Source organism: Klebsiella sp. D5A (assembly GCF_001620885.1).
GTDB lineage: Bacteria > Pseudomonadota > Gammaproteobacteria > Enterobacterales > Enterobacteriaceae > Klebsiella > Klebsiella variicola.
Genome location: NZ_LOAR01000014.1, coordinates 94,636 through 117,877, shown reverse-complemented (window position 1 = coordinate 117,877; position 23,242 = coordinate 94,636). Strand labels below are relative to the sequence as shown.

Here is a 23,242-nt window from a genome sequence, read left to right as displayed (position 1 = left end):
CCCCCACCGGCTAAGGCGTCACGCCCTTAGCCGGTGTTTCCGGACCGGGTAAATTGCTGCTCGGTCATTACCTTTCCCCACTGCTCCCCCTGCCATTCGCGGGTTAACGTGAAGCCAAAGGATTCATACAGTTTGCGGGCCGCGTCCAGCCCTTTAAAGGTCCACAGCTGTACCGCGCTAAACTGGCGACTATCGCAGAAAGTCATCGCCTCGCTGAGCAGACGCCTGCCGATGCCGGTTCCCCGGCAGCTGTCGTCGAGAATAAACCAGCGCAGATGCGCCTCCTGCTGGCCGAGGTCCTCGCCATCGATAGCCAGCGAGCCGACGATTTTCCCTTCGCGGATCGCCAGCCAGATCTGGTTGGCCGGGGAGGAAAGCCGGGTGGCAAATTCCGCTACGCCGCTGGCGACCTTGCCTTCAAAAAAAGCGCCAAAGTCATGATGACGGGCGTAATACTCCCCGTGCATCTGGGCAATCCGGCCGATCATCCCCGGCTGGTAGCCGGTCATCAGCGAAATTTGCGGAGCCGTATCCGCGAGCGCGCTATCCCGACACTGCGCCAGCGCCCGGGCATAGGCCGCCAGTCCAGTGGCGACAGTGTGCTGCTGCGTCTCATCCAGATGGTCTAACGCCTCCACCACCTGACGGGTACCCCAGGCGTTAATTTTCGCCACCGTATCGTGCCCCTTTGCCGTCAGGGCGAGTGATTTCGCGCGCGCATCCTCCGCGCAAGGACGCTCCTCCAGCTCACCGGCCGCCAGCAGACGAGAGACCATCCGGCTGACGCTTGATTTTTCCAGTCCCAGCAACGTGACCAGCTGCGCGGCCGTCATCTCCCCCCTCATCGATACCTCAAGCAGGGTGTGCACCGCCGAAGGTGAATAATGGGTGGCGGCCAGCGTGGTGCTCATAAAGCCCAGCTCGCGTACCATTAACCGCGAGGCGGTACGAATCTGTTGGATTAAGGGGGTGTCAGGCATGGCAGCGGGTCCGAAACATGAAATGGTTGTACAATACAACCATCATCTTCATCCTGCGTCAAGATGCAATATGGTGAGATAAGCGTTGCCGTGTGACGTGTGATTTCGCCGGCATAGGGATCATGAAAGCGAATGCCGCGGGCGCCGGACAGCGCCCGCGATGAATATTATTGCGGGTTCTGCGCTTTCCAGGCTTCCCAGGCCGATTTGATCTCCTGCTTCGCAGCGGCGGCATCATTAAAACCGGCCAGCTCAACCTTTTTACGCCCCTCCGGCAGTTCTTTATAGACCCGGAAGAAGGCCTCCAGCCGCTGCTGCTCGATTTTCGGCAGATCGGTGATGGTCTTGATGTCGTCATAGGTTGGGTCAATTTTACTGGCCGGCACGGCGATGATTTTGTCGTCTTTCTCACCGCCGTCTATCATCTTTAGGACACCGATCGGCCGCAGCTTAATCAGTGTGCCGGGCGCCATCGGCGCGCGAGTGTAAAACACCACGTCCAGCGGGTCGCCATCTCCGGCCAGCGACTGGGTCAGCGAGCCGTAGTTCGCCGGGTAAGCCACCGGCATCGACTGAAAGCGGTCGGCGATGATAAACCCCGTTTTGGCGTCGGTTTCATACTTAATAATGCCCCCTGCCGGGATCTCGGTGACGGCGTAAAATTCTTCCGGGTTGTTTTCCGGCTGGGGGAATTCCAGTACGTTCTGCGCCTGCGCGGCGGCGGACAGAAACAGACCGGCAGTGAGGATGGTTTTTACCAGATGCATTGTTGTATCACTCTGTTGTTATAAGAAATTGATGCGCAAAACGATAGAGTTGGGTGATGAAGAAAACATGACCATTCAGTGACGCTATTATTACCTACCAAAATTAGAGGCATTGCCTGAATTTTGTGCTACCGCTGTAGCAAAAAACCACATCCTGTACTAAAGCGCCTTGTATTTTTCTCCATCGCGTCTAATCCTTATTGGGTACTATTGCATTAATAAAATTAAACAATCCCCTCACAAGGAGACAGGCATGAAGGCTGCTGTTGTTACCCACGACCATCAGGTTAACGTCACGGAAAAAACGCTGCGCCCGCTGGAATACGGTGAAGCGTTGTTGAAAATGGAATGCTGCGGCGTGTGTCATACGGACCTGCACGTGAAAAACGGCGATTTTGGCGATAAAACCGGCGTCATTCTCGGCCATGAAGGGATCGGGGTGGTGCAAAAAGTCGGACCGGGCGTCACCTCCCTGAAGCCAGGCGATCGCGCCAGCGTAGCGTGGTTCTTCGAAGGCTGCGGCCACTGCGATTACTGTAACAGCGGCAATGAGACGCTGTGCCGCTCGGTGAAAAACGCCGGCTATACCGTCGACGGCGGCATGGCGGAAGAGTGCATCGTCACCGCCAACTACGCGGTAAAAGTCCCGGACGGCCTCGACTCCGCCGCCGCCAGCAGTATCACCTGCGCGGGCGTCACTACCTACAAAGCGGTCAAGGTCTCTCACATCAAACCGGGTCAGTGGATCGCTATCTACGGTCTCGGCGGACTGGGCAACCTGGCGCTGCAGTATGCGAAGAATGTCTTTAACGCCAAAGTGATCGCTATTGACGTCAATGACGGGCAGCTGGAGCTGGCGGCCTCAATGGGCGCCGATCTGACCATCAACTCCCGTAATGAAGATGCGGCGAAAGTGATTCAGGAAAAAACCGGCGGCGCGCATGCTGCCGTAGTGACCGCGGTGGCCAAAGCGGCCTTTAACTCGGCGGTAGATGCCGTTCGTGCCGGTGGCCGCGTGGTCGCGGTGGGCCTGCCGCCGGAGGCGATGAGCCTCGATATTCCACGTCTGGTGCTCGACGGCATCGAGGTGGTCGGTTCGCTGGTCGGTACCCGTCAGGATCTGGTGGAAGCCTTCCAGTTTGCCGCCGAAGGCAAAGTGGTGCCGAAAGTCACCCTGCGCCCGCTGGAAGATATCAACGCCATCTTTAAAGAGATGGAGCAGGGTCAGATCCGCGGCCGTATGGTTATCGATCTGCGCAGCTAATCACCAACGCCTCTCCCGCCCGGGAGAGGCGCTTGCCCCACGCTTCCCACTCGCGAAGTAAATCCAATTTCCGCAAATGCTTAGCGCAATTCCTTGGTTCCTTTGTTTTTAGCCGCGCCCGATGATGGCAACACAATAGATAACAAAGGAATTCACCATGCATCGTCATTTTCGCCTGCCCGCGCTGGCCGCCCTGTTTCTCTCCGGCGCCTTTTCCGTCTGGGCCGCCGACACGCCGGTTAAAGGCGGCACCTTAATTTATCTGGAGCAGCAACCGCACACCAATCTCTATCCGCCCGCCGGCGGCTTTTATCCGAATGGCGGTATTCTCAATCAGATAACCGACAAGCTCACCTGGCAGAACCCGAAAACGCTGGAGATTGAGCCGTGGATTGCCGAGAGCTGGACCAGCAATGCCGATAAAACCGAGTACACTTTCCACCTGCGCAAAGGGGTCACCTTCTCGGACGGCACGCCGCTTGACGCCGCCGCCGTGGCTAAAAACTTCGACACCTATGGTCTGGGAGATAAAGCCCATCGCCTGCCCGTCTCAGAGGTCATCAATAACTACCAGCGCAGCGAAGTGATCGACCCGCTGACGGTGAAATTTTACTTCAACAAACCGTCGCCGGGCTTCCTGCAGGGAACCGCCACCATCGGCTCCGGTCTGGTATCACTCAGCACCCTGCAGCGCAATTTTGAAGAGCTGGGCGATGCCCGGCATATTATCGGCTCCGGGCCCTTTGTGGTGCAGGATGAAAAGCCAGGCCGCGAGCTGACGCTGGTGGCGCGCAAGGACTATCAGTGGGGGCCGAAAAACAGTGCCCAGCAGGGGCCCGCTAACCTCGACGGGATCACCTATATTGTGACCCCGGAAGACAGTGTGCGCATCGGCGCGCTGCTGGCGGGCCAGGCGGGCTTTATTCGCCAGGTGCAGGCCTACGATGAAAAGCAGGCCACCGATCAGGGATTTAAGATCTACGCCGCCCCTACCCGCGGGGTCAACGACAGCCTGAGCTTCCGCCCGGATAACCCACTGGTCGCCGACCTGCGGGTGCGCCAGGCCCTGCTCCATGCCACCAACGCCAAACAGGTGGTGGAGACGCTGTTCTCCGCTAACTACCCGCAAGCGACCTCCGTACTGGCCAGCTCCGCCGCCGGCTATGTCAATCTGAGCGATAAACTGACCTTCGACCAGGCCAAAGCCCGACAGTTGCTGGACGACGCCGGCTGGAAGCCCGACGCCGACGGTATTCGCAGTAAAGACGGCCAACGGCTGGCGCTGACGGTCTATGAGTCGCTCCCGCAGCCGCAGAATAAGGAAGTGCTGCAGCTGATCGCCCAGCAGTGGCGCCAGGTGGGTGTGGCGTTGACCGTCAAAGCCGGGGATGCCGGTAGCCGTACGCTGGACAATCTTGACCCGCAGAAAACTCCGCTCACCGTCTCAGAAGTGGGCCGCGCCGACCCGGATGTGGTGAAAAGTATGTTCTTCCCCAACAACCGCGATGCGCTGCTGCAGAAAGGCGGCTCCAGCGATAAAGTGCAGCACTTCCGCGATGATAAGCTGAATGACCTGCTGACCGGCATCTCCGCGGCGATAGAGCCGCAGCAGCGCTTGCAGTTAACCGGTGACGCCCAGCGCTATCTGATCGATAACGCCTATGTGATCCCCATTTTCGAAGAGCCGCAGGTATTCGCCGGCGCGCCGTGGGTCAAAGGCGTCAGCTTCGAGGCCGTCGGTCGTCCGTCGTTCTATGGCGCGTGGCTGGACAAGCACTAAGAGGCCGGGTATGAGCGCTTATCTTCTGCGACGGTTCGGCCAGGGGCTGCTGGTCCTGTGGGCGGCATTTACCCTCACTTTTTTCCTGCTGCAGGTGCTGCCGGGAGATGCGGTGCTGATCAAGTTTCAGAATCCGGATCTTGGCCTGAGCCCGGCGCAAATCGCCGACATGCGACTGGCCTACGGCGCCGATAGCCCGCTGTGGCGCCAGTACCTGCACATGCTGCTGGCGATGCTGCACGGCGACTTCGGCTATTCCCTGCAGGCAGGGCTGGCAGTCAGTAGTCTGATTGCCAGCAACCTGCCGGATACCTTAAGCCTCGCGCTGCCGGCCTTCCTGCTGGCCGTGGCGCTGGCGTTCGCCCTCGCCTTCGCCTCGCGTCTGCCGGGGCTGCGCTGGCTGAGTAACCTCCTGCAGTCGCTGCCGGTGCTGTTTATCTCTCTGCCGACTTTTTGGCTGGGTATCGCCCTGATCCAGCTCTTCTCGTTTCAGCTGCGCTGGATCCCGGTGATCAACCCCGGCCCACTGGAAGGGCTGATTTTACCGGTTATCGCCGTCGCGCTGCCCATTTCGGCCCCGCTGGCGCAGATCCTGATGCGCAGCATGGATCAGGTGGCGGTTCAGCCCTTCGTCGCGGTCGCCCGCGCCAAGGGAATGAGCGAGACCGGCGTCCTCTGGCACCATGTGATGGGTAATGCCCTGCTGCCGGCGCTGAATATTGCCGGGCTGCTGCTGGGTGAGCTGATTGCCGGGGCGCTGATCACTGAGACCGTCTTCGGCCGCAGCGGCCTCGGCCAGCTGACCCAGCAGGCGGTCAATAACCAGGATATCGCCGTGCTGCAGGCAGTGGTGATGATCTCCGCCCTCGGTTTCGTCCTGATAAACCTGCTTGTCGACCTGGTCATGCCGCGACTGGATCCCCGAATCCATTTACAGACCGGAGGTGCGAAATGAGCCTGGTCGATTATGCCATCGCGGTTCGCCGCCGCCCGGAATGGCGCAGGGTGCGTCTGCAGCCTGGCCTGTGGCTGGCGTGGGCGGTGATGATCACTGCGCTGTTAATGGCCCTCGCCCCGCAGTGGTTTACCTCCGCTAACCCGCTGGAAGGGATCCCCGGCGCTCAGCGCCTGGCGCCGCAAGCGCACTACTGGCTGGGTACCGACCAGCTGGGGCGCGACCTGTGGACGCGGGTGGTTTACGGCGCGGTACATTCCCTGTCGGCGGCGCTGATCGCCGTCGCCATCGGCCTGGTGGTGGGTACCGCCCTTGGTACGCTCGCCGGGGCGCTGACCGGACGTGTTGAATCCACGATCATGCGCCTGGTCGATGTCCTGCTGGCCATCCCCTCCCTGCTGCTGCAGCTCACGGTAATTATTCTGCTTGGTTTCGGCACGGTGAATGCGGCGGTGGCGGTTGGCGTGGCGGCTATCGCCAGCTTCGCACGCCTGGCGCGGGCGGAGGTCGTGCGCGTGCGCCACAGCGATTACGTCGAGGCGGCCCGGGGCAGCGGCGGCACCTTTTTCGCCGTCTTCTGGCGCCATATTCTGCCCAACTCGCTCACTGCGGTGCTTGCTTTCGCGACGCTGCAGTTCGGACAGGCGATGTTGGCCCTGGCCACCCTCAGCTTCCTCGGCTACGGCACCCCGCCGCCGGTCCCGGAGTGGGGATTATTGATCGCCGAAGGTCGCAACTACCTGTCGACCGCCTGGTGGCTGACCACCTTCCCCGGCCTCGCCGTGGTCGCCGTGGTCCTTGCCGCCAATCGTCTTAGCCGCCAGTGGAGTGGAGTACGCCCATGAACGTTCTGTCCGTTGAAGATCTGCGCATCAGCTACCGCTCGCGGGGCGAATGGCGCGAGGTGGTGCACAACGTGAGTTTTTCCATCCAGCGTGGCGAAATGCTGGCCTTCGTCGGAGAATCCGGCTCGGGGAAAACCACCACCGCGCAGGCCATTATCGGCCTGCTGGCGGATAATGCCCGCCGGGATGCCGGGCGGATTGTCCTCAATGGCGAAGTGATTAGCGACTGGTCGGCAAAACGCCTTAACCGCCTGCGCGGAGTGAGCATCAGCCTGGTCCCGCAGGATCCCGGTAATTCGCTCAATCCGGTAAAAACCATTGGCCAGCAGGTGGAAGAGATCCTGCGCCTGCATCAGTCCCTCTCCGCCGCTGAGCGCCGACAGCAGGTCCTTAACCTGCTCACTAAAGTCGGTCTCAGCCACCCGGAACAGCGTTTTGACCAGTATCCGCATCAGCTGTCTGGCGGGATGAAACAGCGGGTGCTGATCGCCATCGCCATTGCCCTGCAGCCGGATCTGATTATTGCCGACGAGCCCACCAGCGCTCTCGACGTCACGGTGCAGAAGCGCATTCTCGACCTGCTCGATATCCTGCGCCGCGAGTCGGGTACCGCCGTGCTGTTTGTCACCCACGATCTGGCGCTGGCCGCCGAACGCGCCGACCGGATCATGGTGTTTCGTCAGGGAGAGATTCAGGAACAGGGCGCCACCGAGACGATTGTCCAGCGTCCGCAACACCCTTACACCCGCCAGCTGCTCCACGACCTGCAGGATGCGCCGTTGGGGCTGACGGCGGCTCGTCACCGACCGCTGGCCACGCCGGCCATTCGCGTGGAGGGGATCAGCAAACGTTTCTCGCTGGGCAAACAGGCGCTGCAGGCGCTCGACAGCGTCAGTTTTGAGGTCAGACGCGGCACCACCCATGCGCTGGTGGGCGAATCCGGCTCCGGGAAAACTACCCTGGCGCGGATCCTGCTGGGCTTTGAGCGCGCCGATGCCGGACAGGTGACCATCGACGGTATCGACGCCGAGCATCTCAGCCGCGAGGCGCAGCGTCAGCTGCGGCGGAAAATCCAGTTTGTCTACCAGAACCCCTTCGCCTCGCTCGACCCGCGCCAGACGCTGTTTGCGATTATCGAAGAGCCATTAAAGAACTTTGAGCGCCTCAGCGCGTCGGCGCGTCGCCAGCGCGTGGAGACCGTCGCCGCGCGGGTGGCGCTGGCCCCGGAGCTGCTGTCGCGTACGCCGCGGGAGCTCTCCGGCGGCCAGCGGCAGCGGGTGGCGATTGCCCGGGCGCTGATCCTCGAGCCGGCGATACTGGTCCTTGACGAAGCGACCTCGGCGCTCGACGTCACCGTTCAGGCGCAGATCCTCGCCCTGCTGCAGCAGTTACAGCAGCAGTTGGGTCTGAGCTACCTGTTCATTACCCACGATCTGGCGACGGTCAGGCGGATTGCCGATAGCGTCACGGTACTGCGCGCCGGCCAGGTGGTGGAGCATGGCGACGTTGACCGCCTGTTCGCCACTCCGCAGCAGGCCTACACTCGCGAACTGATCGCCGCCATTCCCCAGGTTTCACCCCGCTTAGCACAGGCCCACACGGAGAACGCATAATGCCTAAACGCCTCGGCTTTTTTACCCGTCTGCTCGATCAGGGCTCCGCGCAAACGCGCTACCGGCTGGCGGCCGAACAGATCCGCCACGCGGAGCGTTTGGGCTTCGACAGCGCATGGATTGCCCAGCACCATTTTCATGAACAGGAAGGCGGCCTGCCATCGCCGCTGGTGTTTCTCGCCCACGTGGCGGCACAGACCGACCGGATCCGTCTCGGCACGGCGATTATCACTCTGCCGATGGAAAATCCGCTGCGCGTCGCCGAAGACGCGGCGGTACTGGATTTACTCACCGACGGACGTCTGGAGGTGGGGTTTGGCTCCGGCGGCACGCGAACGTCATTTCTGCCCTTCGGCCTGACCAGCGAGCAGCGCGGGTCGGTGTTTGCCGACCATCTGCACCTGATCCATAGCGCCTGGCGGGGCGATACCCTGAGCCACCCGGACAACCGTCTCTATCCGCCCGCACCGCAGTTGGCGGAGCGTATCTGGATCGCCACCTTCTCGGCGGAGGGCGCCATCCGCGCCGGTCAGACGGGACACGGGCTGATGCTGTCGCGCACCCAGCCAAGGCCCCCCGGTGAGCCACGTCTGCCGCTGGACGCCATTCAGAACCCGATCATCGACGCCTACCTGGAGGCGCTGCCGGACGGCGTTGCACCGCGGATCCTCGCCTCGCGCACCGCCTTCGTCGCCGACAGTCACGCCCACGCCCTGCAGGTCGCCGAGCCCGGTCTGCGCAAGCAGGCGACACAGCACCGGGCGGCGGGTCATACGATAGAAGGTGACAGTGTCACCGACTATCTGCAACAACTGGATGCCCACGTTGGCGATCCTGAGCATGTTATTGCCTCCCTGGCGCAGGACAGCGTGCTGGCCCGCGCCACCGATATTTCGTTTCAGGTGCACTCGGTGGAGCCTTCGCACCGGGATACGCTGCGTTCCATTGAGCTGATCGCTCAGCATATTGCCCCCCACATCAGATAAGGAGTCACCATGACGCTGAGTCAGGATATTCTGGCCGAACTGGCGGAGATTGCCCCCGGTTCCCCGCTCGACCAAGCGCGCGCCGTACGCGACGCCAGCACCCGTCACGCCCAGGGAAGTTATGAAGTGCTGTTCAGCCAGCAGGACGCTGACTTTCCTCTTGATGAACGCTTCGCGGTGGCCGCGAAGGTGGCGAAACTGCACCAGGCGGACGCGCTGGCGGCGCACTATGCCGGTTTCGGGCTCGCCGATCCAACCACCGATCGTCTGGTCCCGGCGCTGGCCTTTGCCCGCCTGCTCACCTTCACCCCCGTCGAAGCCACCCCCGGCGCGCTGCACACCTTAACCGGCGCGGGCTGGAGCCTGCGGGGCATCGTCACTCTGGCGCAACTGGTGGCCTTTGTCAGCTTCCAGAGCCGACTGCTGCTGGGCCTGCGGGCGCTCAACCATAAACCGATCGTCAGCGCCGATACGCCGCAGGTTGCCGGATACTGGCATACCACACCGCATACCCAGAGCGGCAAAGCGGCCCCGGTTCGCTTCACCCGCGATGAGCTGCACTGGGAACCCTGGCTGGCCGATAAACCGCTGGCGGAATTCAACGCTGAAGAACAGGCGATTCTGGCCAAATATGGCCATAGCGACTCCCCCTACTTTCGCCTGCTGGCGCGCAATCAGCCGGTGCTGGAGCAGCGGACCCTGACCGATAAAGGCATTTTCTATACCCCCGGGGGATTGCCGCGCGCCGAACGCGAGCTGGCCGCCACGGTGACCAGCAAAATCAACGGCTGTATCTACTGCGCCTCGGTGCATGCCCGTAAAGCGGCGCAACTGGCGAAGGACGAGACCGCTGTCGACACGCTGCTGGCGGTGACGCCGGGGGAGAATTTGAGTGACGGCCAGTCGCCGCGCTGGCAGGCGGAAATCGACGCCGCCGCTGCGCTGTCGGTGACGCCGCCGGGGCTGAATGCCCGCCATCTGGCGGCGCTTGATGAGCAGGGTTTAGATACCCTGGCCCAGCTGGATCTGCTGCAGTCGGCGGCCTTTTTCGCCTGGGCCAACCGGCTGATGCTGACCCTTGGCGAACCCTGGCGTGAGTAAGCGTCGTTAGCAAGCTTGTCGGCGCTGATGGCAGCCATAGATGAGCAAGGCGCTCATCGCCAGAAACGACAGCGTGGCGGCAGGAAGCGCCACGCTGTTCCAGCCAAAGCCCTGGGCAATCATCATCCCGCCGCAGAAGGCGCCGATGGCGCTGCCGAGGTTGAAGGCAATCTGCCCTCCTGCCGCCCCCAGCATCTCGCCGCCTTTGGCGTTCTGCAGCAGCAGGATCTGCAGCGGCGCCGACAGGGCGAATAGTCCCGCGCAGCAGATAAACGCCAGAGTCAGCGAAGCGACTTTATGCTCACCGAAGGCAAAGATCAGCAGCAGCGTCACGGCAATGACCCCGTCGGTTATGGCCGCAATACGCAGCGGGCTGAAGCGTCCGGAAATTTTGCCGCTGAACAGATTACCGACCACCATTCCCAGCCCCGCCAGCATCATAATCAGCATCATCCTGCTTTCGGCAAAGCCGGAGACATTGAGCATAAAGGGCTTAATATAGCTGAACCAGGCAAACACACCGGCGTTGCCAAACATGGTGGCGGCAAAAATCAGCCACGGCGCCGGGGAGGCCAGAAAACGGAACTGCTCGCGCAGCCGGGTGCTGGTGCGATCATAGAGGGTGGGTACCCAGCAGAAAATAGTCATCAATACGGCGACGTTAAACACCGCGATTAGGGCAAAGGTATAGCGCCAGCTGAAGTGATGCCCAAGCCAGGTGCCGCCGGGGACGCCCACCAGATTAGCCACCGTCATCCCGCCAATCATCCCCGCCACCGCGGCGGTCACCTTCCCCGGCGGCGCGATTTTCGACAGGATAATCGCGCCGACGCCAAAGAACGCCCCGTGAGGAAAACCGGAAACCAGGCGGCCAAGCGCCAGCATGGCGTAGCTACTGGAGAGAGTAAACAGGGTATTGCCGAGAATACACAGGGCAGCGAGAAACAGCATCACCGATTTCAACGAAAACCGGCTGGAGAGCAGCGCCATGATCGGCGCGCCGATCACCACACCGAAGGCATACCAGGCAATCATATTGCCGGCGGCGGGGATCGAAATCCCGACATCGTGCGCCATATCCGGCAGCACGCCCATAATGCCAAATTCCGCCATGCCGAGTCCGAAGGTGCCCAGCGCCAGTGAAAAAATCGTTTTTTTCATACATCTTATAGGGGTATTGAGAGACGGCCGGCATTATTGACCATCCCGCCCCGACACACCAGCTAAAAACGCCCGACGGCAGTTTCCTCCATACAACGGCCTGATTCGTTCATGCTCGCCGCCCGCACGGCCGGCCATCATCGAGCCAGCGACGGCGTGACGTAGCAAGACCCTCCCCTATTAAAATCAGTGGGCTCAAAGGGATAAACGCCCAATTGATCTCAACTTAACTTGAGGTTGTAAAGTCTCCCCATCATTCACCTCTGGAGAATCATCGATGCAAACTGTTGATGTCGGTTTTACCCATGTCGCCTTTACCGTCCGCTGTCTGGCCAGCAGCATTGATTTTTATACCCGCTATACCGCGATGACCGTCATTCACCAGCGCGAGCCCGGCTTGCCCTCGGCGCGTAAGGTGGCGTGGCTCAGCGATCGCACCCGGCCCTTCGCTCTGGTGCTGGTACAGAGTGACGATCCGGCCGACACACCGCTGGGCCCGTTCGGCCATCTCGGTGTCGCCTGCGCCACCCAGGCGGAGATCGACGAGAAGGTCGCTCAGGCGCGGCGGGAAGGCGTTTTGCGGCGGGAACCGGAACAGCTGGGCGATCCGGTGGGATACTTCGCCTTCTTTGCCGACCCGGACGGTAACACCCTGGAGCTGTCATGGGGGCAGCGGGTAGGGCTGGAAGTCATTGCGGCGGGGAACGCCAGCTAGCCCGTCCCCTGCACGAATATTTTCCACCGCCTCGCCGGCGAAGGATTACACTTCAAAGGGATACCTCGGCAACACGGAGCATGGCGATGGGTAATAAGAAAAACGGTAATCCGGTCGACGCGGCGGTGAAGACCGCCCCGCTCGACAATAAAGCGTATGAGAAGGCGTTGCGCAAACTCCATGTTGAGCTGGTGAAACTGCAGCGCTGGGTGGTGCATAAAGGGCTGAAGGTGTGCATCGTCTTTGAAGGCCGGGACGGCGCCGGCAAAGGCGGCACCATTAAGGCGATCACCGAGCGCGTCAGCCCGCGTATCTTCCGGGTCGTCGCCTTGCCCTCACCCACCGAGCGTGAGAAAAGCCAGCTCTATTTTCAGCGCTATATCAAGCACCTTCCGGCGGCTGGCGAGATTGTGATTTTCGATCGCAGCTGGTACAACCGCGCCGGCGTCGAACGGGTGATGGGCTTTTGCACCCCGGAGGAGGTGCAAAAGTTTCTCGACGGCGCGCCGATGGTGGAGCGCGGCATGGTCGAATCGGGCATAATTCTGCTCAAGTACTGGCTGGAGGTCTCACCGCAGGAGCAGGAGCGCCGCCTGCGGGATCGCATCGACGATGGTCGTAAAATCTGGAAGCTCTCGCCGATGGACATTAAGTCTTTCAACCGCTGGGATGAATATACCGCCGCCCGCGACGCCATGTTCGCCGCCACCGATACCGCCTGGGCGCCGTGGTTCGTCGCCCGCTCGGAGGATAAAAAGCGCGTACGCCTGAATATCATCACCCATCTGCTGTCGCAGATCCCCTATGAAGCTTTACCGGTAGAGCATGTGACGCTGCCGAAGCGCAAAATTGGCAAAATGAAACAAACCAATTTCCCCTTCCGCTTTATTCCGGAGAAGTTCTGATTATTCCCCGCCGCGCTGGTTAATACCAGCGCCGGGTTTATTACCACAATCATGAATATTTCAGGCTATTACTTTCCTCTGGAAGCGGCCTCGCAAAATAAATATTAAAATTGCTGCTGGGATTTATTTTTTAGTGAGTAAAGTGAATAATCACAGAACCAACCGCAAGGAGCCGATGATGAAAAGTAATACGCTACGTAAAAGACCCACTGACGTACCCGTCCAGAAGGCGTCAGCACAGCCAGGTAAGGATTTACGAGAAGCAGATAAACAGCGACAGCACAAGGAATTCATTGCCGCAATGAATGAATTTATTGCAAAAGGAGGCACTCTTACTGATGATGAATTTTTCAGGGTACTATGATGCTTGAACAATTCAATGTTTATCGAAATTGTTCTGCTCAGACAAATAAAACCCTGCCGTATTATATGATCGTGCAGAATGATTATTATGCAGACCTGGCCACGAGAGTCATTATTCCTTTAATGCGAACACAACAGTTACCACGCTGGCATCAGCATGTCGTACCAAGGATAAATATAGAATTTGACAGCTTTTTACTTTGTACGCCAATGATCAGTAACTTAAATAATAAACGGATCCAGCCACAGGATTTCGTCTGCAATCTGAGTCATGCGCGCCAGGGCGTTATCGATTCAATCGATACACTTATCACGAACTGCTGACTGTCGGGAACCCGCTCCGACATCTCCGGAGCGGGTTTTGCGCCGTGAAGGCTTACTTCATCCCTTCGCGACTCTCTTTCATCGCCTCCAGGCGTTCGACATCGCGATACCAGCGCGGGTGATGTTTCTTCGCCCAACGGCGGCTGACCTTACCTTCAATCATGCCTTTAATCGACCCTTTAACCCAGAATGCCATGTACATATGGATGAGGATCGCGTGGATCAGGATAATTGCCGAAGTGGCGTGTATCAGCAGGCTGTAACGGATAACTGGAATCGGGAAATATTCTGCAAAGTACGGGCGCCAGATAATCATCCCGGTCACCAGCAGCACGAAAATCATGCTCATGATGGTCCAGAACATCATCTTCTGCCCGGCGTTATATTTACCGACGCGCGCGACCTTATGTTCGTTGCCTTTCAGCACCTCCACGATACCTTTCAGCCAGGGGATATCCTGTTTATCTGGAATATTGTGGTGGACAAAACGCACAAACATAAACATCAGCGCGACAAAAATCAGCACCCCAAAGAACGGGTGCAGGATACGCCCCATCTGCGGGGTGCCGAAGGTTTCCGTTAGCCACTGCAGCGTCGGGAAGAAAAACGATATTCCCGACAGTGCCACGAGGAAGAAACAGATAACCACCGTCCAGTGACAGGCACGATCGATAAACGTCGTGCGCACAATCATCTTCGATTTACTCATCATGCTCCTCCTCGTCGTCATCAACTTCCTTGTTCGGCCCGATACCGATGTAGTGGTAGATAAGCCCGGCGAAGGTGGCGATAAAGCCCGCCGCCGCCAGCGGTTTCAGCGCCCCCTTCCACAGACTGATACTGGTATCGATCTGCGGTTCCTTCGGCAGCTTGTGATACAGCTCCGGCTGGTCGGCATGATGCAGGACGTACATCACGTGGGTGCCGCCTACGCCCTGCGGGTTGTAGATCCCGGCGTTGGCATAACCGCGTTTTTTAAGCTTATCCACCCGCTCCTGCGCCACTTCCAGCATCTCTTTTTTCGTGCCGAAGTGGATCGCGCCGGTCGGACAGGTTTTCACGCAGGCCGGTTCCTGGCCGACGCTGACCCGATCCACGCACAGGGTGCATTTATAGACCCGGTTATCCTCTTTATTGAGGCGCGGGATATTAAACGGACACCCGGCAATGCAGTAGCCGCAGCCGATGCAGTTTTCCTGCTGGAAATCGACGATGCCGTTGGCGTACTGAATAATCGCCCCGGCGGAGGGGCAGGCTTTCAGGCAACCCGGTTCCTCGCAGTGCATACAGCCATCCTTGCGGATAAGCCACTCCAGCTTGCCGTTCTGTTCGGTCTCGCTAAAGCGCATTACCGTCCAGGATTTGGCGCTGAGATCCGCCGGATTGTCGTACACGCCGACGCAGTGCCCCACTTCATCGCGGATGTCATTCCACTCAGAACAGGCCACCTGGCAGGCTTTACAGCCCACGCAGGAAGAGACATCGATTAGCTTGGCGACTTCCGCCTTATAGTCCCGCGCGCGCGGCGCGGGCGTGATCGGGTTGGTCGCGGAGCGTTTAATAATGTCTTGTGTTTCCATCGCCATTGAATCGCTCCTTACGCTTTCTCGATGTTGACCAGAAACGCCTTATACTCCGGCGTTTGCGAGTTGGAATCGCCGACGTTAGGCGTCAGGGTGTTGGCGATATAGCCTTTGCGGGCCACGCCTTCAAAGCCCCAGTGCAGCGGGATCCCGACGGTTTCGACCTGCTGGCCGTTGACGTTCAGCGTGCGCAGGCGCCGGGTCACCACGGCAACCGCGCGAATAAAGCCGCGTTTGCTGCTGACGTTCACCCAGTCGCCGTTGGCGATACCTTTGCTTTTCGCCAGCCCTTCGCTGATTTCGACAAACTGTTCCGGCTGCGCGATGGAATTGAGCAGCGCATGCTTGGTCCAGGTGTGGAAATGCTCGGTCAGACGATAGGTGGTGCCGACATACGGGAACTTATCCTTCTTACCCAGGCGGATGGCGTCCTCTTCATACAGACGCACCACCGGGCTGGAGACCACCTTCGGGTGCAGCGGGTTGGTGCCCAGCGGGGTTTCCATCGGCTCGTAGTGTTCCGGGAACGGCCCTTCCGCCAGTTTATCCAGCGCAAACAGGCGGCCAAGTCCCTCCTGCTGCATGATAAACGGCCCGGTGTTGCTCCCCGGCGGCGCAGTATTGAAGTCCGGAATATCATTTCCGACCCACTTGCTGCCGTTCCACTGGATCAGCATCCGCTTCGCATCCCACGGCTTGCCGTTAATATCAGCCGAAGCGCGGTTATACAGCACCCGACGATTGAGCGGCCACGCCCAGGCCCATCCCAGCGTATTGCCCAGGCCCGAAGGATCGGCGTTATCACGATTCGCCATCTGGTTACCCTGCTCGGTCCAGCTGCCGGTATAGATCCAGCACGACGACGCGGTGCTGCCGTCATCGCGCAGCAGCGCGAAGCTATTGAGTAGTTGGCCTTTTTTCGCCAGCAGAGCGCCATTTTGATCGTAGAGATCCGCCAGCGCGTAGCCGTTGTTCTCTTTAGCCACTTCTGCCGATTCCGGGTGATCTGGCTGCTTATAGCTCCAGCTCATTTTCAGCAGCGGTTCCGCGCCCTTCCCGCCTTCGCGACGGTACAGCTCGCGCAGACGATGATAGATCCCAGCCAGGATTTCGCCATCGTTGCGCGCTTCCCCCGGTGCGTCCTGGCCTTTCCAGTGCCACTGCAGCCAGCGACCGGAGTTGGCGATCGAGCCATCTTCTTCAGCAAAGCAGGTCGACGGCAGACGGAAGACTTCGGTCTGAATCGCCGACGGGTCGACATCATTAGACTCGCCGTGGTTCTGCCAGAAGGTCGAGGTCTCGGTCACCAGCGGATCGATAACCACCAGATACTTCAGCTTGCTGAGACTGCGGACCACTTTGTTTTTGTCCGGGAAGGACGCTACCGGGTTGAAGCCCTGACAGATATAGCCAGTGACGTTGCCGCTATCCATCATATTGAAGTACTTGATAACGTCGTAGGCCTGATCCCATTTCGGCAACCAGTTGAAGCCCCAGTCATTCTCTTTCTGCGCCGCCTCGCCATAGAACGATTTCATCAGGCTGACGAAGAATTTCGGGTAGTTGCTCCAGTAGTTCACCTGGTCGGGCAACGTCGCTTTCGGCGTGTTGGCGCTAAGATAACTTTGCAGATCGCTCTGTTTATCGGATGGCAGCGTCAAATAACCCGGCAGACTGGTCGACAACAGGCCCAAATCGGTCAGCCCCTGAATATTGGAGTGGCCGCGCAGCGCGTTGACGCCGCCGCCGGCCATGCCCATATTGCCGAGCAGCAACTGGATCATCGCCATGGTGCGGATGTTCTGCGCGCCGACGGTGTGCTGCGTCCAGCCCAGGGCATACAGGAAGGTGGTGGTGCGGTCCGCGGCGCTGGTTGACGCCAGCACCTCACACACTTTAAGGAAGTCCGCTTTCGGCGTACCGCAGATATTCTCCACCACTTCCGGCGTGTAGCGGGAAACATGCTGCCTGAGCAGATTCCACACGCAGCGCGGATGGCTGAGCGTTTTATCGCGTTTGGCGTAGCCGTTTTCATCGAACTGGTAGTTCCAGGACGATTTATCGTACTGACGTTTTTCGGCATCGTAGCCGCTGAACAGGCCCTCTTCGAAGGCAAAATCATCCCGCACCAGCAGACTGGCATTGGTGTAATGCTTCACGTACTCGGCATTGATCTTATTATTTTCGATCAGGTACAGCAGCACGCCCGACAGGAAGGTAATGTCGGTACCGGAACGAATCGGCGCATAGATATCGGCCACCGACGCGGTACGCGTAAAGCGCGGGTCGACGACGATAAGCGTGGCATCGTTATTGTTTTTCGCTTCCATCGCCCAGCGGAATCCCACCGGATGCGCTTCGGCGGCGTTGCCGCCCATCACCACCACAACGTTAGCGTTTTTGATATCAACCCAGTGGTTGGTCATCGCACCGCGACCAAATGTTGGAGCAAGACTTGCTACCGTTGGTCCGTGTCAGACGCGTGCCTGGTTGTCTACCGCCAGCATGCCGAGCGAACGCACAAATTTTTGCGTCAGCATGCCAGTCTCATTGCTTGCCGCCGAGGCGCACAGCATGCCGGTGGAAAGCCAGCGGTTAACCGTCACGCCCTGCTCGTTCTTTTCAATAAAGTTGGCGTCGCGGTCGGCTTTCATCAGTCTGGCGATGCGGTTAAAAGCTTCATCCCAGGAGATGCGCTGCCATTTATCCGAGCCCGGGGCGCGGTATTGCGGATAACGCAGGCGGTTTTCACTGTGGACATAGTCCAGCAGGCCTGCGCCTTTCGGGCACAGCGCGCCGCGGCTCACCGGATGGTCCGGGTCCCCTTCAATATGGTAAATCGCATCTTTGGCGTTTTTCGCGCCGTCGCCGAGGCTATACATTAATAGCCCACAGCCCACGGAGCAGTAAGTGCAGGTGTTGCGGATCTCTTTCGCACGCAGCAATTTGAAATTGCGTGCCTGAGCCAGCGCCATTTTAGGGGCAAAGCCCAGGGCGGCGGCTGTGGTTCCGGCCATACCGCCTGCGCAGATCTTAAAGAACTTTCTGCGGCTGACGTCCATTGCATTCCTCCATGCAGGATGTTGATTCATCGCGCGGAGGAAACTAACAGCAATACCTTTGTTTTATTTGCGTCAAATCAAGGTCGAAAACGCTCGCCCCCTTAATAGTCAGCGGCGACGAGTTTGACTAATACCAAAGAGTTAACGCCGGCGGGAAATATCGACCATCGACCGGCAAAAGATGTTATAAATTCCGGCTGCGTTTGCGTCACTATCAGGTTAAATATGCAAAAAAAGAGAGCGACATCAATCGGCTTCGCCGCCATTATCTTATGGAGCACGATGGTCGGATTGATTCGCGGCGTCAGCGAAGGGTTAGGCCCGGTTGGCGGCGCGGCGATGATTTATAGCCTCAGCGGCCTGCTGCTCATTTTTACCGTTGGCTTTCCCAACCTGCACCAGATCCCGCGCCGCTATCTGCTGGCTGGCAGCGTGCTGTTTGTCAGCTATGAAATCTGCCTCGCCCTGTCGCTGGGGTTCGCCGCCACTCGCCAGCAGGCCATTGAAGTGGGGATGGTCAATTACCTGTGGCCCAGCCTGACGATTTTGTTCGCCATTCTCTTTAATGGCCAGAAAAGCAGCTGGCTGGTGATCCCCGGCTTATTGCTGGCGCTGTTCGGCGTGAGCTGGGTACTTGGCGGCGAGCACGGGCTCAACCCCGAGGAAATCATCAATAACGTGGTGTCCAGCCCGCTGAGCTACATTCTGGCATTTGTCGGGGCGTTTATCTGGGCGGCGTACTGCACGGTGACCGCGAAGTACGCCAAAGGTAAAAATGGCATTACCCTCTTTGTCCTGTTAACCGCCCTGACGCTATGGCTGAAATTTCTCGCCAGCGACCAGCCGCCGATGCTGTTTAGCTGGCCGGTAGTCATTAAGCTGATGACGGTCTCTGTGGCGCTGGGGCTGGCCTACGCGGCGTGGAACGTCGGGATCCTGCACGGCAACGTCAGCCTGCTGGCGGCGGCCTCGTACTTCACGCCGGTACTCTCTTCCGCGCTGGCGGCTGTCCTGCTTAGCGCTACACTGTCGTGGTCTTTCTGGCAGGGGGCCGGGATGGTGTGTCTCGGCTCCCTGCTCTGCTGGTACGCCACCCGCCGCTAGCCGAGATCGCCGCCCGCTACCGGTAGCGTCACGCCGGTGATATAGCTGGCCTCATCGCTGGCGAGAAACAGGATCGCATTCGCCTGTTCCGCCAGCGTGCCGTACCGGTGCAGCAGACTGCTCGCTACCGTCTGATCGACCACCTGCTGATACCACGCCGTTTCCTGCTCGCTCGGCTGCTCATCGTTGCGCGGCGTCAGACGTGGCGGCGCCTCCGTCCCGCCAGGCGCGACGGCGTTAATCCGAATACCGCTGCCGCTGTACTCCATGGCAATCGACCGGGTCAGCGCGTTAACGCCGCCTTTCGCCGCCGAATAAGGCACCCGGTTCACCCCCGCCGTCGCCACCGACGAGATATTGACGATGCTGCCTTTCCCCTGCTTCAGCATCCCGGGGAGCGCCGCGCGGCAGCCCCACAAGGTGGGGAACAGCGAGCGGCGGATCTCTTTCTCAATTTGTTCTGGCTGATATTCAGCGAAAGGTCGCGCCCAGATAGTCCCCCCGACGTTATTGATTAACACATCGAGGCGGCCAAAATGCGCGATCCCAGCGGCAAACGCCTGCTCGGTACTCTGCCACTGCTCAAGGTCAGCCTCCAGCGCCAGTACCTGACTTCCGGCCAGGGCTAGTACGGCAGCCAGTTCGTGTACGTAAGGCGAGCGGTCAATCAGCAACAGAGCAGCGCCTTCGGCTGCCGCCTGCTCCGCGGTCTGGCGGCCAATCCCCTGCGCCGCGCCGGTGATAGCGACGACTTTATCGGTAAAACGCATACTGCCTCCTTATGCCGCCGCGCTCTGGCTGGCGATAAATTTTTCATACCAGAAGCCTGCCGGGGAAATTCCTCTGTCGCGCAGCGCCGTGGCGACCGCGTTGACCATCGGCGGCGGTCCGCAAAGATAGATGTCAACGTCGCCGTTATTCAGCATCGCGTCATCGAGATGGTCGGTGACAAAACCGCGCTGCGGGCAGGTACTGTTTTCATCCGCCACCACCGGCAGCCAGCGATATCCCGTCAGTTGTTGGTTAAACGCATCCAGCGCGTCGGTTTTCACCAGATCGCAATCGCGGGTCACGCCGTACAGTAGCGTTACCGGGCGCTGACTGCCCTGTGTTTGCAGGGTGTGTAACATGGACAGCAGCGGCGCCAGCCCGGTGCCGCCCGCCAGCATGAGCAGCGGGCGTTCGCCGCTGCGCAAATAGAAGCTGCCCATGGGGCCGCTGAGGGTCAGACGATCGTCGGGCCGCGCCTGCTGGGTTAACCACTGGCTCATCATGCCGCCAGGCACGTTACGAATAAGAAAGCGCCCTTCAAGAGAACCCGGCAGCGAGCTAAATGAGTAGGCGCGCACATGAGGCGTGCCCGGTACCTGAATGTTAATGTACTGTCCCGGCAGAAAAGCCAGCGGCTCATCCAGGGCGACCACCAGTTCGATGGCGGTATCGGACAGACAATTCACCTGCCGCACCTGCGCCCCGGTGTTGGTCAGCGCGGTTTTGCACTGGGCGGCGGCCACCGGCACGTCGATCACACAGTCGCTGGTCGGGACCATCTGGCAGGTCAGCACCTGGCGATTCTGCGCTTCGTCGTCGCTTAACGCCTCGTCGAGATAATCTTCACCCAGATCGTATTCACCGCTGGCGCAATGGCATTTGCAGGTACCGCAAACGCCGTCCGAACAGTCCATCGGCAGGTTTACCTTCTGGCGATAGGCCGCATCCAGCACCTTCTCCCCGGCATTGCATTGAATAAATCGCGTAATGCCGTCCTCAAAATTAAGAGCAATATTAAAAGTCATAAGCGCCTCTTAAATGTGGTAAACGTCGATAACCTGACGGATATAGTCGTTATTCAGGCGTACCGTTTTACGAACGATCTGCGGCCTGCCGTCCTGCTCAATTAGCGTGCAGCAGGTAGAGCCGAAATAGGCATCCGTGTGTTGATAGCGATGGCTCCAGGTGACCCAGTTGTAGCGCACCGCAAGCCCCTCATCGCTCTCGCCCATCAGCTCGACATTGCTGATAATGTGCGTGGTACGCGGCTCCGGCGTGCTGGCGCCGGAACGTTCGGTTTTAATGCGATAGACACGATCCTCCAGTCCTTCACGGTTGGGGTAGTAGATAAGTGAAATCTCTTTTTGCGGGTCGCGCGTCAGCTGGTCATCGTCGCCCCATGCCGGCATCCAGTAGACCACCTGCGGGCTGTAACAACTCAGCCACTCATCCCACTGACGGTCATCCAACAGGCGGGCTTCGTAATAGAGAAACTGACGAACTTGTTCGAGATTCAGCATCAGGCCACCTCCACGCGCTGGGTAATGGACTGGTTGTAGCGCTGCTGTTCCTGTTCCAGCGCCGCCAGCATGACCGTTTGCCAGTGGTGATGATGGGCAATATACAGCGCCTCATCTTCCGATTTCACCCCGCTTAGCCGCGGCGTAAAACCCGCGTGCCTGGCGTGTTCATCCGGGCCGTCGACCCAACGTAGCGCGCCGCGGCTGAGGTCGCTCCATGCCAGATTTTCGCCAAGATAGCCGCGCTGGCAGGCGCTGAACTCTTCCAGATCGTCCGGCGTCCCCATTCCGCTGACGTTAAAGAAATCTTCGTACTGGCGGATGCGTAACGCCCGGGCCTGGTCTGATTCCCCTTTCGGCGCAAAACACCAGATGGTGACTTCGGTTTTATCGACCGCAATCGGGCGAATTACGCGGATCTGGGTAGAAAACTGATCCATCAGGTAGACGTTGGGATACAGGCACAGGTTGCGGGTTTCATTGACCATCTGGTCGGCGCGCAGTTCACCGAACTCCGCCTGCAGACGGTCGCGGTGGGCATAGACCGGGCGCACTTCCGGGTTCAACGCGCGGGTCCACAGCAACATATGGCCGTTGTCAAATCCGTAGCCGCCGCCGACGCTCTTTGACCAGCCGTTGGCGTCAACCGCATGCGTCCCTTCCGCTTCATAGTTGCGGCGTGACATGGTTGAGGCGTAATTCCAGTGCACCACGCTGACGTGATAACCATCGGCGCCGTTCTCCGCGCCCAGCTTCCAGTTGCCTTCGTAAACGTAGCTCGACGAGCCCTTCAGCACTTCCAGTCCTTCCGGCGCCTGATCGACGATCAGATCGATGATTTTGCGGGTTTCGCCGAGATAGGCCTCCAGCGGCTGCACGTCCGCATTGAGGCTACCGAATAAGAAACCGCGGTAAGACTGAAAACGCGGCAATTTTTGCAGATCGTGAGCCCCTTCATGTTTGAAGGTGTCAGGATAGGCGCCGGTGCTCTCATCTTTGGCTTTTAATAATTTGCCGTTATTGCTGAAGGTCCAGCCGTGGAACGGACAGGTAAACGAATTTTTATTCCCGGTTTTGCGTCGACATAACATGGCGCCGCGGTGGGCACAGCTATTAATTAATGCATGCAATTCATTCTTTTTATCGCGAGTAATAATAACCGGCTGCCGTCCCAGCGTCAGAGTATAATAATCTCCCGGCTCGGCAATCTGGCTTTCATGGGCGAGAAACACCCAATTACCTTCGAAGATATGTTTCATTTCAAAATCAAATAACTGCTGATCGGTAAATATAGAGCGGTGGCAACGGTAAATATGATTTTCACGGTCGACAATTAACGCTTTGTTAATTTTGTCTTTAAGCGCTGATAGCGTTTTTTGCATGAGTTAACTCCTCCTGCAGGATTCAGGATGAAAGAAACAGGGTGAATTTGTCGTTTTCGGG

General features: G+C 59.1%; 22 protein-coding genes. 12 read left to right on the top strand and 10 right to left on the bottom strand.

Annotated elements, in window-relative coordinates; translation table 11 throughout:
- Positions 1 to 26: 26 nt before the first annotated feature.
- Entirely contained in the window at positions 27 to 980 is a 954-nt protein-coding gene (locus tag AS136_RS29390; RefSeq protein ID WP_023322689.1) for a helix-turn-helix domain-containing GNAT family N-acetyltransferase, read from the bottom strand.
- A gap of 167 nt (positions 981 to 1,147) precedes the next feature.
- Complete coding sequence (locus tag AS136_RS19875; RefSeq protein ID WP_012541610.1) at positions 1,148 to 1,747, bottom strand: inorganic diphosphatase; 600 nt, start codon at positions 1,745 to 1,747, stop codon at positions 1,148 to 1,150.
- 253 nt (positions 1,748 to 2,000) lie between these two features.
- Here AS136_RS19875 and adhP point away from each other — a divergent pair, with 253 nt between their 5' ends.
- The 7 genes from adhP (at position 2,001) to AS136_RS19840 (ending at position 10,291) form a co-directional block, all read left to right on the top strand.
- The gene (adhP, locus tag AS136_RS19870) at positions 2,001 to 3,011 is read left to right on the top strand and encodes an alcohol dehydrogenase AdhP (RefSeq protein WP_002906221.1); all 1,011 of its coding nucleotides are present in this window, start codon (positions 2,001 to 2,003) and stop codon (positions 3,009 to 3,011) included.
- A gap of 157 nt (positions 3,012 to 3,168) precedes the next feature.
- Entirely contained in the window at positions 3,169 to 4,791 is a 1,623-nt protein-coding gene (locus AS136_RS19865; protein WP_063266918.1) for a TIGR04028 family ABC transporter substrate-binding protein, read from the top strand.
- A 10-nt stretch (positions 4,792 to 4,801) separates the two neighbouring features.
- Positions 4,802 to 5,746, top strand: coding sequence for an ABC transporter permease (locus AS136_RS19860; RefSeq protein WP_063266917.1), 945 nt, complete (start codon positions 4,802 to 4,804; stop codon positions 5,744 to 5,746).
- Positions 5,743 to 6,591: an ABC transporter permease gene (locus AS136_RS19855; protein WP_023297686.1), complete on the top strand. Its 849-nt coding sequence runs from the start codon at positions 5,743 to 5,745 to the stop codon at positions 6,589 to 6,591. The genes AS136_RS19860 and AS136_RS19855 overlap by 4 nt, the downstream gene beginning before the upstream one ends.
- Positions 6,588 to 8,204, top strand: a complete 1,617-nt coding sequence (locus tag AS136_RS19850) for a dipeptide ABC transporter ATP-binding protein (protein WP_063266916.1) — start codon at positions 6,588 to 6,590, stop codon at positions 8,202 to 8,204. Before AS136_RS19855 ends, AS136_RS19850 begins: the two co-directional genes overlap by 4 nt.
- A complete protein-coding gene (locus AS136_RS19845; RefSeq protein ID WP_063266915.1) occupies positions 8,204 to 9,190 on the top strand; it encodes a putative FMN-dependent luciferase-like monooxygenase in 987 nt (328 codons plus the stop codon). Before AS136_RS19850 ends, AS136_RS19845 begins: the two co-directional genes overlap by 1 nt.
- A 9-nt stretch (positions 9,191 to 9,199) precedes the next feature.
- A complete protein-coding gene (locus AS136_RS19840) occupies positions 9,200 to 10,291 on the top strand; it encodes an alkylhydroperoxidase domain protein (protein ID WP_008804742.1) in 1,092 nt (363 codons plus the stop codon).
- A gap of 6 nt (positions 10,292 to 10,297) precedes the next feature.
- Here AS136_RS19840 and araJ read toward each other — a convergent pair whose 3' ends face one another.
- Positions 10,298 to 11,452, bottom strand: coding sequence for an MFS transporter AraJ (gene araJ / locus AS136_RS19835; RefSeq protein WP_023322692.1), 1,155 nt, complete (start codon positions 11,450 to 11,452; stop codon positions 10,298 to 10,300).
- Positions 11,453 to 11,729: 277 nt separating this feature from the next.
- Here araJ and AS136_RS19830 point away from each other — a divergent pair, with 277 nt between their 5' ends.
- The 4 genes from AS136_RS19830 to AS136_RS19815 all read left to right on the top strand — a co-directional run bounded on the left by AS136_RS19830 (position 11,730) and on the right by AS136_RS19815 (position 13,759).
- The gene (locus AS136_RS19830) at positions 11,730 to 12,167 is read left to right on the top strand and encodes a VOC family protein (protein WP_012968112.1); all 438 of its coding nucleotides are present in this window, start codon (positions 11,730 to 11,732) and stop codon (positions 12,165 to 12,167) included.
- An 86-nt stretch (positions 12,168 to 12,253) separates the two neighbouring features.
- Complete coding sequence (gene ppk2, locus AS136_RS19825; RefSeq protein ID WP_012541603.1) at positions 12,254 to 13,072, top strand: polyphosphate kinase 2; 819 nt, start codon at positions 12,254 to 12,256, stop codon at positions 13,070 to 13,072.
- A gap of 178 nt (positions 13,073 to 13,250) precedes the next feature.
- The gene (locus AS136_RS19820) at positions 13,251 to 13,436 is read left to right on the top strand and encodes a hypothetical protein (RefSeq protein WP_025711567.1); all 186 of its coding nucleotides are present in this window, start codon (positions 13,251 to 13,253) and stop codon (positions 13,434 to 13,436) included.
- Entirely contained in the window at positions 13,433 to 13,759 is a 327-nt protein-coding gene (locus AS136_RS19815; RefSeq protein ID WP_023322693.1) for a CcdB family protein, read from the top strand. Before AS136_RS19820 ends, AS136_RS19815 begins: the two co-directional genes overlap by 4 nt.
- Before the next feature lie 52 nt (positions 13,760 to 13,811).
- Here AS136_RS19815 and fdnI read toward each other — a convergent pair whose 3' ends face one another.
- The 3 genes from fdnI to fdnG are packed head-to-tail and all read right to left on the bottom strand — an operon-like array spanning position 13,812 to position 18,404.
- The gene (gene fdnI, locus AS136_RS19810; protein WP_023322694.1) at positions 13,812 to 14,468 is read right to left on the bottom strand and encodes a formate dehydrogenase-N subunit gamma; all 657 of its coding nucleotides are present in this window, start codon (positions 14,466 to 14,468) and stop codon (positions 13,812 to 13,814) included.
- Positions 14,461 to 15,345: a formate dehydrogenase subunit beta gene (fdxH, locus tag AS136_RS19805; RefSeq protein WP_023297691.1), complete on the bottom strand. Its 885-nt coding sequence runs from the start codon at positions 15,343 to 15,345 to the stop codon at positions 14,461 to 14,463. Before fdxH ends, fdnI begins: the two co-directional genes overlap by 8 nt.
- An 11-nt stretch (positions 15,346 to 15,356) precedes the next feature.
- Positions 15,357 to 18,404, bottom strand: coding sequence for a formate dehydrogenase-N subunit alpha (fdnG, locus tag AS136_RS19800; protein WP_089503728.1), 3,048 nt, complete (start codon positions 18,402 to 18,404; stop codon positions 15,357 to 15,359).
- Between the two features lie 225 nt (positions 18,405 to 18,629).
- Between fdnG and yddG the strand changes: the two genes are divergently transcribed.
- Positions 18,630 to 19,508, top strand: a complete 879-nt coding sequence (yddG, locus tag AS136_RS19790; protein WP_023322697.1) for an aromatic amino acid DMT transporter YddG — start codon at positions 18,630 to 18,632, stop codon at positions 19,506 to 19,508.
- On the opposite strand, the gene AS136_RS19785 is transcribed toward yddG, so the two are convergent.
- From AS136_RS19785 to AS136_RS19770, 4 genes are read right to left on the bottom strand one after another with little or no spacing between them, the layout of a single operon-like run.
- Positions 19,505 to 20,278 carry a 1,6-dihydroxycyclohexa-2,4-diene-1-carboxylate dehydrogenase gene (locus AS136_RS19785; RefSeq protein WP_023322698.1) on the bottom strand — a complete coding sequence of 258 codons (774 nt, stop codon included), beginning with the start codon at positions 20,276 to 20,278 and terminating at the stop codon, positions 19,505 to 19,507. The two genes, yddG and AS136_RS19785, sit on opposite strands and share 4 nt — an antisense overlap.
- Positions 20,279 to 20,287: 9 nt before the next feature.
- A complete protein-coding gene (benC, locus tag AS136_RS19780) occupies positions 20,288 to 21,304 on the bottom strand; it encodes a benzoate 1,2-dioxygenase electron transfer component BenC (protein WP_023322699.1) in 1,017 nt (338 codons plus the stop codon).
- A 9-nt stretch (positions 21,305 to 21,313) separates the two neighbouring features.
- Entirely contained in the window at positions 21,314 to 21,799 is a 486-nt protein-coding gene (gene benB, locus AS136_RS19775; RefSeq protein WP_015366457.1) for a benzoate 1,2-dioxygenase small subunit, read from the bottom strand.
- Positions 21,799 to 23,181, bottom strand: a complete 1,383-nt coding sequence (locus tag AS136_RS19770) for a Rieske 2Fe-2S domain-containing protein (protein ID WP_063266914.1) — start codon at positions 23,179 to 23,181, stop codon at positions 21,799 to 21,801. The genes benB and AS136_RS19770 overlap by 1 nt, the downstream gene beginning before the upstream one ends.
- Positions 23,182 to 23,242 lie beyond the last annotated feature (61 nt).